The sequence below is a fragment of the Akkermansiaceae bacterium genome (genome assembly GCA_024233115.1).
In the GTDB taxonomy this organism is placed as follows: Bacteria; Verrucomicrobiota; Verrucomicrobiia; order Verrucomicrobiales; family Akkermansiaceae; genus Oceaniferula.
The window spans coordinates 362,609-377,011 of record JACKQB010000005.1 but is presented as its reverse complement, the minus strand read 5'-3'; the positions used below and the strand labels follow the sequence as shown (position 1 = coordinate 377,011).

The following is a 14,403-nucleotide window of genomic DNA, read 5'->3' as shown; positions in this document are numbered from 1 at the left end:
TCAAGGCAAAGCGGGGGCACTTGAACACGATGGTTTTCCTGAATGTTGCCCTATTGGATTTTGGAATCAAGGCAAAGCAGCCGCCGATTCCTTGGCCTTCAGCTCCGCATGTTGCCCTATTGGATTTTGGAATCAAGGCAAAGCGATGCCGCTGATGGCTTCAAAGACGACGGGATGTTGCCCTATTGGATTTTGGAATCAAGGCAAAGCGCGTCCAACATTTGCCCGGTCAACGCATATATGTTGCCCTATTGGATTTTGGAATCAAGGCAAAGCGTGCGATGTGTGAAAGAATTTCAATGGCCTATGTTGCCCTATTGGATTTTGGAATCAAGGCAAAGCTGTCCCCGGCTTTGACCGTGGCGTCTTCAGATGTTGCCCTATTGGATTTTGGAATCAAGGCAAAGCGTCTAACTGACGTTGGTTATTGGCATCACTATGTTGCCCTATTGGATTTTGGAATCAAGGCAAAGCAGCTGAGTTGAATTGCCGTCACCTTGGCGTATGTTGCCCTATTGGATTTTGGAATCAAGGCAAAGCCTGGTCATTGTCTTCCGCATCAACCTTGACATGTTGCCCTATTGGATTTTGGAATCAAGGCAAAGCACTCGAGGAGGGCGGCGAGCTTGGTGGTGAATGTTGCCCTATTGGATTTTGGAATCAAGGCAAAGCTGTTGTCACGAGATTGTCACCTATGCACATATGTTGCCCTATTGGATTTTGGAATCAAGGCAAAGCGCTCTGGAACGGCTGGCAGCTCTCAGGCTGATGTTGCCCTATTGGATTTTGGAATCAAGGCAAAGCGGCGCAGGCTAACACAACGTACGAATATCTATGTTGCCCTATTGGATTTTGGAATCAAGGCAAAGCATACGCTTGCGGCTGCTGCTGTAAATCCCGATGTTGCCCTATTGGATTTTGGAATCAAGGCAAAGCAGCCGAGGCCGAGGCAAGAGTTGCGAACGAATGTTGCCCTATTGGATTTTGGAATCAAGGCAAAGCTGGGCTGCCTGCGACACATTGTCGGCCCGGATGTTGCCCTATTGGATTTTGGAATCAAGGCAAAGCTGCGGTAGGATGCACCATGGCTGACTGTAATGTTGCCCTATTGGATTTTGGAATCAAGGCAAAGCCGTGCCAGCGTGCCAGCGTGTCCCGAGTGCATGTTGCCCTATTGGATTTTGGAATCAAGGCAAAGCAATCGGTCAATCGGGCCGGTGCAGAGGCCAATGTTGCCCTATTGGATTTTGGAATCAAGGCAAAGCATCAGCGCAAGAGGCCTCACCTCCGGACGCATGTTGCCCTATTGGATTTTGGAATCAAGGCAAAGCAGCTGGGGCGGACCGAAGAGCAGATTTGTAATGTTGCCCTATTGGATTTTGGAATCAAGGCAAAGCGGAAGAGCCCTCGACGTCTTCGTCAGGGACATGTTGCCCTATTGGATTTTGGAATCAAGGCAAAGCGTAATCAGGGTCGTCCAGAATTACTATTTGATGTTGCCCTATTGGATTTTGGAATCAAGGCAAAGCCCGTCTCGGGGTCACTCGGAAAACGATCAATGTTGCCCTATTGGATTTTGGAATCAAGGCAAAGCCGTGGTGAGGGTAAATTGATATTCTTTCAAATGTTGCCCTATTGGATTTTGGAATCAAGGCAAAGCAGGAAGCCAAGGATATTGCGGAGAAGACTGATGTTGCCCTATTGGAGGCGGAGTGCTCAGTATCGGAGTGGCCTGGGACCAGGCTGCCGCGAAGTCAAATCCGGCCATTGATTCTGTGCTGAAGTGGCTTTTAGGCTAGGCGGCTATCATTCTGGGTTTGGTATTTTGAGTTTGCTGCCTGTTAGACACCCCGCGCCTTGCATCGGGGGAGTTTCTCATGAGGCAATCACGGCGCATCCTTCAAGCTCCGCATCAGCGCACCTGTGGTGCGTTTGACTTGATCGGACGGCCCCACCTTCCTTGGCTGGTCGTATCCGAGCCACAGGACGGTCACATCGGCAGAGCCAATCCGGGTTGCCCAGACATCCCGGCAGGCCGATGAGGCGCTTACCCGCCCTTCCCGGGCCCGAAGACTCGCGTGTGCCGCCACCGTTTCACTGGCGACATCCTTGCCGACAACGGGGGTTGAACCCGGATGGTATTCATACATGACCCGACCTTTCGCATCGGTGATCTTGAGGATGAAAAACGGATCAGGCCGCACGCCGCTGTTAGACAAGGCTGATGCAGCCACGGCAAGCTCCATCGGACTGGCCGAAAGCGATCCCCGGTAGAGGTCTTCGCTTTTCAGAAATGGCCCTGAAAACCCGAACCGCTTACCCAGTCGGATCGTTTCATCCACACCAAGCTGTCGACCCGTTTGCAATGGCCGTCCAGCCAGGGCCACCTTGCCGCGCTCCATCGCCATGGCGTAAAGGAACGGTGAAAAGGCCGCGCCAAGATCACGTTTACCGTGGGTGGCGCGATTAAACTGTGACTGTTTGAAATCCCTGCCACCACAAAGAGCGAGAACGCCACCTGTCTTGGGATTCATGCGCACCACGGCAGCCTGCAAGGCATCGGCATCTGTGCCATCGCGCGAAGCTCCCGGCGCCCCTTTCTCAAGACCGGGGATGTTAGCCATCAGCAGTTTCTCGCATTGCGATTGCAGGACAACATCCAGGGTGGTGTGGATCCGCAGCCCGCCGTGGCGAATATCGTGTTGATCCAGAATGATGTTCAGTTGTTTACGGATACTTTCACGCAGGTAGGAACTTCCCTGCTGCCGGTCCTGCTCGGGAACCAGACGGATGGGCGCACTGCGGGCGGCGCCGACCTGTCCGGGACTCAGGTAATCACACTGCACCATTCTCTCGAGCACCTCATCACGCTGCACGAGCGCCCCTTTCAGATTCCGGAACGGAGAGAACAGATGGGGGCCGCGGATGATCCCCACCAGCAGAGCGCACTCGCCAATGTTCAGCTCCTTGGCGGCCCTGCCGAAATAGGTTTGTGCCGCCTCTTCCACACCATGGCAACCAGCACCGAAGTAGATCCGGTTCAGATAATGCGTCAGGATTTCGTCTTTGGTATAGTGGCGTTCGATCCGCAAGGTCACCGCGATTTCCAACAGCTTGCGATGAAGCGACTTCGCCTTGAGGTCATAGCTGTTGCGTGTCAGCTGCATCGTCAAGGTTGATGCGCCCTGGGTAAATGACCTGTCCTTGATATTGCGAAGGGTGGCTCTAACAAGACCTTTGCTATCGACCCCGCTATGCTCAAAAAACCGGGCATCCTCCCTGGCGAGCAGGGCGTCCACCATGACATCGGGTATTTCGGAGCGTGTGATCTGACGCCTTTTCTGTCCGTGAATGGTAGCGAACTCCATGCCGTGCCGATCGATGATCACCGAGTGCTCGGGCATCTTGGCAACGGCCCGCATGTCATATTGCCAGGACAGGTAGAAGTAGAACAAACAAACCGCCAGGGCCAGGATCGCGCCCACCAAGCTCCACTTGATACACCAACGGATCAGGCCACGCAGCCAGCCCGGCACCCAATCCGGCAGCCAGCGGTCCAGGCGTCGTGGCTCTGCAGCAGGTTTCCAACTCATGTTCGATTTGTTATTTAAGTTTCAAACTCCAAAAACCAACATGGAGCGACCTTCCATGGTCGTGCGGGAATCTTACTTGGTATTTGGAGTTTAAAACTTGGAGTTTATTCAAGAGGTATTGCCTTCGGCGGTGTTTTGTTAGGGTTCACGGGGACGGCGCGCAGTGGGTGGATGGTGCAGTAGTCATTGGCATCCGGCAGCATGTCGACCGGCACGTGGGCGGTGTAGGCGGCGCGATGCATCACGCAGCCATGGGTCGCCCGCTTCGCCGACCACCGGCAGAGCTGGGCCGAGGTCATGCGGAGTGGTTTAAAGGCCGGGGTGGCGTAGCCGAGCCGGCCGGCCGTCATCATGACGTCCGTCCAGATCGGCGCAGCCAGGGCAGAGCCGTATCCGCCGTTGATGATTTTCCTGGGCGTGTCCATACCCACCCAAACAGCGCAGGTAATGGTCCCCGTGTAGCCTGCAAACCAGGCGTCCTTGAAATCGTCGGTGGTGCCGGTTTTGCCTGCACAGGGTGCGTGGAATCCGAGGCTGCGCACGCGCCTGCCCGTGCCGCGCTCAATGACTTGCTGCAGGGTGTTCGATACACACCAGGTAGCACCGGGTTCTGCGGCGCTGACCACCAGTTTCCCCGAGTCCCCTTTGCCAGGATAGACCCGCTCGCCATTGGCGTTACGGATTTCCTGGACAATGTAGGGACGATACCAGTCGCCATTGTTAGGAAAGACCGTATAGGCGCTCGCCACCTGCCAGGGAGTCGCCTCCCATGAGCCGAGGTAGGTGGATGGATTGTTAGGAACCCCCTGGATAAAACCGACGTCGATCGCCGTCTGGTTGACGTTTTTCAGTCCGGCATAATTCCCGACACGCACGGATGACGTGTTGCGCGATCTCACCAAGGCATCCTCGGCCGTGATATAACCTCCGTAGGAGCCATCGGAATTGGCTGGCGACCAGGAACGCGGGGCACCATCGATCTCGCCTGGCCGGATTCTTCCGTCGGGGACCCAGGTCTTGGGCATCATACCGCGGTTAAAGGCCGTGAGATAGACAAAGGGTTTGAAAAGGGAACCAATTTGCCGCTCCGCCTGGATGGCGCGGTTGTATTTCGATTCATCGGCATTCCTGCCCCCCACCACGGCGAGTATGGCACCGCTGCGGTTCTCGATCACCACGCAGGCCCCCTGGAGGTAGTCGGGGTCACCACGCCGGCCGGCGGCGAGACCCAGCCACTGTTTCCGTGTCTGGTGTCCGTAGCCGCCTGTGTTCTCCACCTTGGTGAGATTTCTTTCCACCGATAGCTCGGCAGCCCGCTGGATGGTGTGATCAATGGTGGTGATCACGGTGAGCCCACCCGCCTCGATATTCTCCTCTTCGAGGATGCGGTCAAGCTCCCGGCGCAGGGCATCCATGACGTAGGTGTCCTGGACCACCCGACGGTTTTTGGGCCTGATCCTGAGCGGCTCCTTCATCGCCCTGTCGGCATCCTTCCGGCTGATGTGTTTATACAACACCATACGACCGAGCGTGACATCACGCTCATGGGTGGCAGCCGCGATGTCATTAAACGGGGAGAATGCATTCGGACCGCGGATGATCCCCGCCAGCATGGCCGCCTCGGATAACGTAATCCGACTCGCCGGTTTTTCAAAGTAAGTCCGCGACGCAGACTCGATCCCACGGATGGAATGGCCCCAGAAAATCCGGTTCATGTAGTGCTCCAGGATTTCGTTTTTTTCAAACTTATGCTCGATCCTCAGGGCCAGCGCCATCTCCAGGAACTTCTGGTCCAGCAACCTCCACTTTGGTTTTTTAACCGTGGAATCAGGTTGGAAATAGGTGTTTTCCGCCAACTGGATACTCAAGGTCGACCCCCCCTGGGCCAGCCTGCCCCGTTTGATGTTTTCGACGGTAGCCCGCGCGATACTCCGTAGATCAATGCCGAAGTGTTTGTAAAACCGCGCATCCTCGCGTGCGATCAAGGCGTTTTTGAAATGATCCGAGACCTGGTCGTGATGCACAATATAGCGGTTGTCTCCATGTAACCGACCCAGCTCCGTCCTGCCGTCGCGGGCGTAGACCAAGGTGCGGGCCGGCATTTCGGTGACTTTGCTGAGGTCATACCGGCTTGCCCTCGCGTAATAGACGACCGCGATCAATACGAAACACAACAACAACCAGGAGCAGAACACGCCGGCCACCCGGGCGGGCCATTTGATCACCGGGTGCCAGTTGCGGGTGATGCGGGCAACAACGAGAAACGGCCAGAAACAAAGCTTGAACAGCCACCCACGCTTCTTTGCCGTAGCCCGGGTTTTGGCCTTGCGGGAGGTCGACTTTCTGGCCGTCTTACGGCTTGTCGTACGGGCGGGGGTGCGCCTCCGACTGGGGTTGGGACTGGATTTGCGGGCAGCCATGGTGGATGTTTCAGGATATGCGCAGGCTCTTATCACCTGCGTCGAGTCCGTTGACTCTAACCCATACATGCGGATTCGACCAGCGTTTCGGTGATTGTGACACTAAAATTTGTGGCACAAACGTGAAATTATGCAACGCTTGTCATGTTGGATCATTGATCTCGAAATCAACACCCCGTATATCCACTCATTTTACCCACTCTTTTACTGATACCATGACACATTATTTCAAAGCCACCGCATGGGCCTTAAGCTGCCTGCTGACCATCCAAGCCAGCCAGGCGGCACCTCCAGTCCAGGACCTCAACGATCTGAAATCCTTGCAAACCAAGGTCGCCGCAGTTGTCCAGAAAGTCCTCCCCGCCACCGTATCCCTGTTTTCCGGAAAAAGCGGCGCCTCTGGCAGCGGTGTCATCGTTAGTGCGGACGGACTGGTTCTAACCGCCGGCCACGTGGTCCGCGGTGCCGAGGAAATGACCGTCATCTTCCCCAATGGCAAACAAGCCCGCGGCAAAGTGCTCGGTGCAAACTACACCCGCGACTCCGCCATGATTCAAATCATCGACCAAAAACCTGCCACCGGATGGCCCTACGCTGAGGTCGGCCAGTCCAAGGACCTCGCCACAGGAGATCTGGTGCTCGCCCTTGGCCACGCGGGCGGATACGATCCCGTGCGCACACCGCCGGTTCGCTTCGGACGGATGATCTCACGCGGCCCCAACCAGTTTTTCAGCACCGACTGCGCCCTGATCGGCGGCGACAGCGGGGGGCCGCTCTTCGACCTCAACGGACGTGTCATCGGTATCCACTCGTCGATAGGCACTTCCCTGGCAGCGAACAATCACGCGGGCATTGAAGGATTTCACCAGGACTGGGAAAAGCTGAAAAAGGGCGACACCTGGGGACGGCTCGGGGGCAGCCCCCTGCTTGACAACCCGGACGCCCCGGTGCTTGGCATCCTGACCGGTGAATCCGAGCGCGGCGGCATCGGCATCAGCAAAGTCTTCGAAGGTGGCCCAGCCGCCAAAGCCGGCCTCCGGGCAGGCGACATCATCCGCACCATCAATGGACGATCCATCCCCAACCTCCGCATACTCTATGCGGCCATCTCCCAACACAGTCCAGGCGACAGCATCAGGGTCCGCGTGACCCGTGGTGAGGACAGCGTGATACGCACCGTCAAACTCGGTCGCCGTGGTGACATCCTCCCCGACGAACAACCCTGATCCATATTTTCCGAACCGCTCATTCCACCAACCCTTTACCTTTTCATAATCATCATGAAACGCTCCCTTTTACACATTGCATTTACATCCATCACTGCGCTTGGCCTGATTTCCCAGGCACCTGCCCAGAACAGCATGCGGATGCCCGATCCCCTGGCCAACCTGAAGCCCTCCGAGGTCCAGGGCCTCAAGGACCAGGCCGCCGGCTTTTTTAACGCCTCCCAACCGGCTATCGCCAAAGCTGCAAAAAGCACCGTGGCCATCAGTTATCGCCATAGCCGGATATCCTATGGCACCGTCGTCCTGACTCCCGGCGCCACCCATCCCGTGATCCTGACCAAGTGGAGCGAGGTTAAAAACGCCCGCGCCCAACTCGTGGTCACCACCCCCGAAGGCAAACAGCATCCCGCCAAAGTATCAGGCGTCTATCCGGAGCACGACCTCGCCCTGCTCAGTATCGAGGGCTCGGACACCAAGCTCACCCCGTTGGATCTGACGGCAGCTGCACGGCCGGAGCTGGGGAACTTTGTTGTCCTTGCCCGACCCGACGGCAAGGTCGAGGGCTTTGGGGTGGTCAGCGTCAAGGAACGCAGCCTGCGCGAAAGTGACAAGGCTTATCTGGGGGTGATGATGGACTTCGCCTCCGCAGGAAAAGACGGCGTGCCCTTGAAGCAAGTCATGCCGGACTCCGCTGCCGACCGCGCAGGATTACGCGATGGCGATGTGATCATATCGGTCGACCAGACCGCGATCACCGGAGCGATGGAAATGCGCAACCTGCTCCAGCGTCTCGTGCCCGGATCGAAGATCAACATCAGCTACCGCCGCGGCGTGGTTGAAAAAACCGCCACCGTGCAGCTCGGCTCCAGGGCAGACGACGAGGATATCCGCCGCGTCCCCCGCGAACGGATGGAACGCATGCAAAGGATGGGTACGGTCCCAAGCCATGTGCGCTCCAATTTCCCAAGTGTGATCCAGACGGACATGCCGATCGCCCCCTACGACACCGGAGCCCCCGTGGCCGACCTCGATGGCAACATTGTCGGTATCACCATCGCCCGCGGCAGCCGGATCAAAACCTATGTGATCCCGACGTCCACCATCCAGAAGGTCCTCGCCACCAAACCCCAACCAGTGGACAACGCCCTGGCAAGTGGAAACAATACCGAAGACCCTCGTTACGCGCCCCGGTACGGCCGCAACAGCCGTAACCTCTACCCGGAAAACTCCAGAGTCGCCCCAAGGGCCGTGCCAGCGGATGAGGAGGATACCATCGGCAAAGTCCGCCGCCTTCTCGAGGAAACCAGACGAAACAACGATGAAAACTCCGAGAACCTGCGCAAAATCGAAGACGCCCTGCGCAAAATGAGGGCAGACCAGGAGAACGGACGCTGAACCTGGCCAACCCATCGTCAAGGGATCTTAATGATTATTTTTAAATTGTTTGATTGCCTTCCTGTTAAACCCAGTCACATTGCCAATCGTTATGGCGAATGCAACCAACGTTCTCGCGAATGGAATCGAAATCACCGGTTCCATCAAGTTTAGTAATGACATGGTCATTGATGGAAAAGTTGAAGGCGAAATCACCTCTGAAAAGGGCAAGGTCACCATCGGTGAAAATGCAATTGTCAAAGGCGACATCAAAGCCGGCGAAGTGAAACTCTTTGGCAAGGTCCAAGGCACGATCACCTCCGAGCGCTGCGAACTCAAAACCAACTCCAAGCTCGATGGCGATATCAAAACCAAGATGCTCAGCATGGAGGAAGGCGCCGTCCTCTCCGGCCGCACTGACATCGGAGGTAACTAAACCATCACCCCCATCAATCAACCTTTACCCTAACCGACGCCTCCAGGCGTCGGTTTTTTTATGGGTCGGTCCGAGTATTTTCCACAAAGGAAGGGAAACGCATGCGATGCTGTTAGACTTCTTCGCCTGCGCATTGCTCCAATGATTCACTCCAACAGCTCGTCGGCCATCTCCAACCACTCCTCTCCCAGGCCCTCCTGGCCGGTGGGTTGTGGTTTCCCTGCCCGCTCATACCAGTAACCGGCATTGTCCAGATCACCCTCGACCCGGTGTAGGTGGGCATGCACCCAGGCACCCTGGTATCCGTCAACCTCCTGGCACAGGTCATGCGCTTCACCCCATCTTCCCGCACGGGCCAGCCAGAGTGCCTTTACCGCATCACTGAGCCCCGCAGGCGGATTTCCCCCACTTGATGCAGATCTCGCAAGTTCTTTTGCATTCATACTCCATTCATACATGCAGAATGGAGATGATCAAGTTACATTTCGGTCATTCAAGCAACTCCAGCATTTCGCGCTCGGTTAGCCCTGTCATCATCGGACCCGATTCATCACCGACGTCACCCATGGCGGCGGTGATCACGCTGCGTTTCCGCTCCTGCAGGCGGAGTATTTTTTCCTCGACCGTCCCGCGGGTAATCAACTTATAAATCGTGGCTGGTTTGGTCTGGCCGATACGATGAATCCGGTCGGCCGCCTGCGCCTCCACCGCCGGATTCCACCAGGGGTCAAACAAGACCACCGTGTCTGCCGCCGTCAGCGTCAGTCCATAACCACCGGCTTTCAGGCTGATCAGGAAAACAGGAGGACCACCGGGTTTCTGGAAACGGTCCACCACGCCCGCGCGGTCAAGTGTCGAGCCGTCGAGATAACAATAGTCGATATCCTCCCGATCAAGCTCCTCCCGGATCAATGCCAGCATGGATGTAAACTGGCTGAACACCAACACCCGATGGCCACCACGTTGCGCCTCGTCGAGAAGCTCCATCAGTCGGGCCAGCTTGGCGGAAACATCCGACAAGGATTTTCCCTTCAGCTTATCATCCAACAACCGTAGATCACAACAGCTCTGCCGGAGCCTCAGGAGCACGGTCAACATCTGCATCCGCGCGCCGTCCTTACCTGATTGCGCCCGGAGCTGGTCGACCTTTTCCGCCCCGTGACGGAGGATCGCCTGGTATTGGTCCCGCTGCATCGGTGAGGGGTCACACCAGACGACACTTTCGATCTTTGGTGGCAGATCCTTGGCGACCAGGGATTTGGTCCGCCGCAGCATAAATGGACTGGTGCGCCAGCGGAGTCGCTGCATCGCCACACGGTCGGGCACTTCCGCCGCGCAGGGAACCTCGTATCGACGCCGGAAGTCCTCCCGCCCCCCGAGGTATCCAGGCATGAGAAACTGATAGACCGACCACAGGTCACGGACACTGTTTTCGACCGGGGTGCCCGTGATGGCAACCCGGCATGCGGCCTTCACTTTTCTCGCCGCCTTCGCCGCGATGGTATCCGGATTACGGATCGCACTGGCCTCATCAAGAATCAGCGCGCCTAACTGGATTTTCTGATAGTGCGCACAATCCTTGTCGAGCAAGGCATAACTGGTGACAATGATATCAGCCACCTCCATCACCTCGTAATAATCCTTGCGTCGCGGGCCGTGCATCACCAGCACGTTCAGACGGGGCACCCACTTCGCCGCCTCATCACGCCAGTTTCCTAACAGAGTGGCAGGACAGACCACCAAGGCCGGCCCCCTGGCGGCATCCCCTCCGTGGGTTTTCCAATGCTGGACAAACGCCAAGGTCTGCAAAGTTTTCCCCAAGCCCATATCATCGGCAAGGAGTGCGCCACCCGTGCGCACGGCACTACGATACAGCCACTCGACCCCCTCGGTTTGATAGGCACGCAGTTGGGCAGCCAGCTCATCGGGGAGTGCCGGAACCGGCTCTTCTTCCGTGGGTCCATGCGCGCCATAAAATGCCCTCAGTCGTTGCAGATAGGCCTCCTGCTGCACAGGAAAATAATACCGCCCATCCTCCTGCCGAGGATCGGTATCCAGCAAAAAACCCTCCATCACCTCGGCATCGAAGTGAGAAATCACCGCCTTGCCTCCGCGTGGCAGTGACAAGGTGCGGCTACCCGACTGCAGCAGTCTCCTGACCGTATCACGGTCGAGCGTCTCACCTCCCACCTGCCATGACACCTCACAGGCCAACCAATCGGTTCCCGCTTGGCGACCACCCCCCTCCACCTCAACCCGCGGTACGATGCGGTCCAGCTTCGACTCCACCTGCACGAGCTTCGCCTCCGTCTTCACCACCCACTGCTGCCGGAGCGCCGGCAACATCGTTGTTAGAAAATCAATCACCTCGTCTTCGCCCCGTAGAAACAGGGAGCCAGAGGCTTCAAGCACCTGGAAGCCGGACTCCATCAACCGGGCAATCGCCTGTTGCTCATACTCGGGGTTACGCACAAGCCACTGCCCCGGCTGGTCGGATGCCAGGGGAAACTCCACCGAAACCTGGTGGGTCGAGGCCAATGGAAGCCGGGCATTTTCTGCGTAAACCGCCACCAAACGTGCCTGCAAAGCCCGGGTGGAACCCGCTATCTCCAGCTCAATCACGGGTTCGGCCTCATGGATATCGAGCCCACCGAGATCGCCCGGAAGCTGGAAAGCCCCAGCCATCAGCTCCAATGATTGAACAAAATCACCGGCATCCATCTGCAGCCAGTCTCCGGCTAACAGCTCACTCAGATCAACTGCACTGCCGAGCTGTTGGGTGTCGGAGGAAGCCACCGCCAATTGCCCAAGCCAGCTGTCCCACTCGGCCAGTTTTCCACCCAGCATGACCAGCTCCTGCTGGGCACCATCTCCCCCGCCGAGTTTCAGCCACATGACATCACCCTCGTCACCCGACTCCAGCTCAAGATCCAGCGAGGGACGTAACACGGCTGACTGGATGACGAGATGCGTGTCACCGCTGTAAACGCGGGTGTGTCCGTCCAGCGATTGATAAAACCCCGCCAGTTGATCCTCGGGCAGCGACAACATCGCCGCACCGGCCTGGCCCACATGTGCCGTCAGCCATTGAGTCAGGGTTCGGTCCGCTTGATTGACCTCAGCCCCCTCGGCACGTTTCAAATGAATTGCCCGGACCGCCTCATGAGGAAAACGCGGAGATAGCCGCACTTCCAGCGGCATCACTGGATGTCCCTTGCACGGCTCCGGTGGCAGCCGGTGATCCCGCCCCCCTGTTTGATCCTGTTTCCGGGGAGCGGCCTCCGATGGTATACTCGCCAACAGCAAAGCCGCCGCGTGCTCGCACATGGCGCCTGTGGACCGGGCCATGGTGCAGCCGCAGAGGTTTTTCACCTGGGTCGGCCCCAAGACCTTGACCACCACGCGCATGGGCCTGTTTCCTGTCCCCACCTGTCCTTGAAAGACGGCACCCTCGCTGGAATCCTTGCGTGTCACCTGCGCCACCTTGCCGAGACGAAGCAGGGCACGGGCATCCTTAAAAACCCGTCCTCCCGCCGACTGACCTACCCATTGCTCCGTAATCTGCATCGTTTCCGGCCCCAGATTGACGCAATGTGGCTACAGTGCAATGCCGCGTTTAAAGATCATGGTTTTTTATCTTTGGTCAGACGCTGGAATTGTGCATGTTTCATTTCCAGCTCTGCGACCACCTGGATCTCTCAATTTTTAAAAAAATGAAAATCGTTGCTATCGCCAACCAAAAAGGAGGCGTCGGAAAGACCACCACCGCCATCAATCTCTCAGCTGCCCTGGCGGCACGTGGGCAGCGTATTCTGCTCCTCGACCTCGACCCGCAGGCCAACGCCACCAGTGGTATCGGCCACGAACCCGATGGCCGCGAGAGCATGTACTACCCCTTGCTCGGAGAATGTGCGATGGAGGAAAAAATCATCCCGTCGCGCCTGGCCAACCTCTCCCTGATTCCATCCGGCATGGACCTGGCCGGTGTGGAGATTGAGCTCGCCCGCATGGATGACCACCTGATGCGCCTGCGTGGCCTGCTTTCCGGGATGAAGCAGCATAATGGCTACGATTTCTGTATCCTCGACACCCCACCGTCGCTCGGTGTGCTGATGACCTCGGCTCTCGCCGCCGCCGATGAAATCCTGATCCCGCTCCAGTGCGAGTGGTTTGGCCTTGAGGGCCTGGCCAAGATTGTCCAGGTGATCGAACAGATCCGCGACACCGGAGCCAATCCGGATGTGATCCTCGAAGGAATCCTCATGACCATGTATGACGGGCGCACCAACCTATCCCGACAGGTTGTCGAGGAGGTTGCCAACTATTTCCCGTCCCAGCTCTACAACACGGTGATTCCACGATCGATCCGGATCGGTGAAGCACCCAGTCACGGTATAACCATCTTCGAGCACGATCCCGGAGGAAACGGCGCCCAGGCCTACGGCGGCTGCGCTGATGAATTCCTCACCCGCCACGCCGTCTGCGGGCCACCTATCGCGGCAGCCGGATAAACCCCTTGCAGTACAACCTCCGCGTCAGCGGCATGAACTGATTATCCAGGATAGGTGCCGTAGATGTAATCGTACAAGGTATCGATCACACCTTCCCGTTCCGCGACGATCCTGCTGTTCAGGTCGCCACTGGATACCACCCCGACAAGTTTGCCATTGGATACAACAGGCAAGTGCCGGAAACGTTTTTCCGAGATCACCCTCATCGCATCCCGCACTGTGAGTGACGCCTTCACCACCACCACATCCTTGGACATCACCTCGTGCACCTGGGTGGTTTCAATATCCCGGTCAACGGCGATCACGCGATAGACAATATCGCGCTCGGTCAACACGCCGATCACCCTCTCCCCGTTCATCACAAGCAACGCCCCCACCCGCTCCGCCTTCATCAGCTTGGATGCTTCTTTGATGGTTGCTGTGGGGTCGATCTTACAGATCCGGCCTTTGTTTTCTTGAATAATTTCCGCGATTGACTGTTCCATAGTTACTCAACCTATGAAAAGGAAACCCCTTTGTCAATCGCCAGGCAGCGTGACCTTCATCCGGAAAGGATCAAACCAAGGCCGCGGTTTAAACCGTATTTGATGGCGAATCGTTAGACCACCTTACCAAAGTGGGCAACGCTGGTGCGTTACGCTGTGATCCATTTTTACGGCGACAGCCAGGTCGGGCCTGCATTACTTTTTCCTTTTCCCGTCGACGCTCCCCTTGCCTACCTTCTAATTATCCGTGGATTTTTCCTCAACGGCTTTCCCGTTTATTCTTTCTTCTTTCGCTGCCGCTTTTTCCTGCATAAAGTTGTTTCCTTGGATGAAACACATACAGCCAGTGCTCATCCTC

Annotated in this window: 9 protein-coding genes and 1 CRISPR repeat array (1 of these 10 running past the window's edge); of the genes, 4 read left to right on the top strand and 5 right to left on the bottom strand. The window is 57.0% G+C overall.

The features are described 5' to 3' along the window. Positions 1 to 1,726: direct repeats of the CRISPR family, unit length 36 nt; unit sequence ATGTTGCCCTATTGGATTTTGGAATCAAGGCAAAGC (it extends 1,475 nt beyond the left edge of the window). A 160-nt stretch (positions 1,727 to 1,886) separates the two neighbouring features. Together H7A51_15265 and H7A51_15260 are read right to left on the bottom strand one after the other, a co-directional pair. Continuing rightward, the gene (locus H7A51_15265; protein MCP5537578.1) at positions 1,887 to 3,593 is read right to left on the bottom strand and encodes a transglycosylase domain-containing protein; all 1,707 of its coding nucleotides are present in this window, start codon (positions 3,591 to 3,593) and stop codon (positions 1,887 to 1,889) included. A 104-nt stretch (positions 3,594 to 3,697) separates the two neighbouring features. After that, entirely contained in the window at positions 3,698 to 6,013 is a 2,316-nt protein-coding gene (locus tag H7A51_15260) for a transglycosylase domain-containing protein (GenBank protein ID MCP5537577.1), read from the bottom strand. A gap of 215 nt (positions 6,014 to 6,228) precedes the next feature. Here H7A51_15260 and H7A51_15255 point away from each other — a divergent pair, with 215 nt between their 5' ends. The 3 genes from H7A51_15255 to H7A51_15245 all read left to right on the top strand — a co-directional run bounded on the left by H7A51_15255 (position 6,229) and on the right by H7A51_15245 (position 9,049). After that, entirely contained in the window at positions 6,229 to 7,239 is a 1,011-nt protein-coding gene (locus H7A51_15255; protein ID MCP5537576.1) for a serine protease, read from the top strand. 54 nt (positions 7,240 to 7,293) lie between these two features. Further along, a complete protein-coding gene (locus H7A51_15250) occupies positions 7,294 to 8,634 on the top strand; it encodes a PDZ domain-containing protein (protein MCP5537575.1) in 1,341 nt (446 codons plus the stop codon). A gap of 91 nt (positions 8,635 to 8,725) precedes the next feature. After that, the gene (locus H7A51_15245; GenBank protein MCP5537574.1) at positions 8,726 to 9,049 is read left to right on the top strand and encodes a polymer-forming cytoskeletal protein; all 324 of its coding nucleotides are present in this window, start codon (positions 8,726 to 8,728) and stop codon (positions 9,047 to 9,049) included. Between the two features lie 146 nt (positions 9,050 to 9,195). Here H7A51_15245 and H7A51_15240 read toward each other — a convergent pair whose 3' ends face one another. Together H7A51_15240 and H7A51_15235 are read right to left on the bottom strand one after the other, a co-directional pair. Further along, positions 9,196 to 9,492: a hypothetical protein gene (locus H7A51_15240; GenBank protein ID MCP5537573.1), complete on the bottom strand. Its 297-nt coding sequence runs from the start codon at positions 9,490 to 9,492 to the stop codon at positions 9,196 to 9,198. Positions 9,493 to 9,538: 46 nt separating this feature from the next. Continuing rightward, positions 9,539 to 12,616, bottom strand: a complete 3,078-nt coding sequence (locus H7A51_15235) for an SNF2 helicase associated domain-containing protein (GenBank protein MCP5537572.1) — start codon at positions 12,614 to 12,616, stop codon at positions 9,539 to 9,541. A gap of 146 nt (positions 12,617 to 12,762) precedes the next feature. Here H7A51_15235 and H7A51_15230 point away from each other — a divergent pair, with 146 nt between their 5' ends. Further along, positions 12,763 to 13,560, top strand: a complete 798-nt coding sequence (locus H7A51_15230) for a ParA family protein (protein ID MCP5537571.1) — start codon at positions 12,763 to 12,765, stop codon at positions 13,558 to 13,560. A 41-nt stretch (positions 13,561 to 13,601) separates the two neighbouring features. Here the strand turns inward: H7A51_15230 and H7A51_15225 are convergent, their stop codons facing one another. Continuing rightward, complete coding sequence (locus tag H7A51_15225) at positions 13,602 to 14,045, bottom strand: CBS domain-containing protein (protein MCP5537570.1); 444 nt, start codon at positions 14,043 to 14,045, stop codon at positions 13,602 to 13,604. Positions 14,046 to 14,403: the final 358 nt, after the last annotated feature.

What these genes read in the sequence shown, in the direction of transcription:
- H7A51_15255 (MCP5537576.1), top strand. Translation starts at nt 6,229, where the DNA reads ATGACACATTATTTCAAAGCCACCGCATGGGCCTTAAGCTGCCTGCTG.
- H7A51_15260 (MCP5537577.1), bottom strand. Translation starts at nt 6,013, where the DNA reads ATGGCTGCCCGCAAATCCAGTCCCAACCCCAGTCGGAGGCGCACCCCC.
- H7A51_15250 (MCP5537575.1), top strand. Translation starts at nt 7,294, where the DNA reads ATGAAACGCTCCCTTTTACACATTGCATTTACATCCATCACTGCGCTT.
- H7A51_15240 (MCP5537573.1), bottom strand. Translation starts at nt 9,492, where the DNA reads ATGAATGCAAAAGAACTTGCGAGATCTGCATCAAGTGGGGGAAATCCG.
- H7A51_15245 (MCP5537574.1), top strand. Translation starts at nt 8,726, where the DNA reads ATGGCGAATGCAACCAACGTTCTCGCGAATGGAATCGAAATCACCGGT.
- H7A51_15265 (MCP5537578.1), bottom strand. Translation starts at nt 3,593, where the DNA reads ATGAGTTGGAAACCTGCTGCAGAGCCACGACGCCTGGACCGCTGGCTG.
- H7A51_15230 (MCP5537571.1), top strand. Translation starts at nt 12,763, where the DNA reads ATGAAAATCGTTGCTATCGCCAACCAAAAAGGAGGCGTCGGAAAGACC.
- H7A51_15225 (MCP5537570.1), bottom strand. Translation starts at nt 14,045, where the DNA reads ATGGAACAGTCAATCGCGGAAATTATTCAAGAAAACAAAGGCCGGATC.
- H7A51_15235 (MCP5537572.1), bottom strand. Translation starts at nt 12,616, where the DNA reads ATGCAGATTACGGAGCAATGGGTAGGTCAGTCGGCGGGAGGACGGGTT.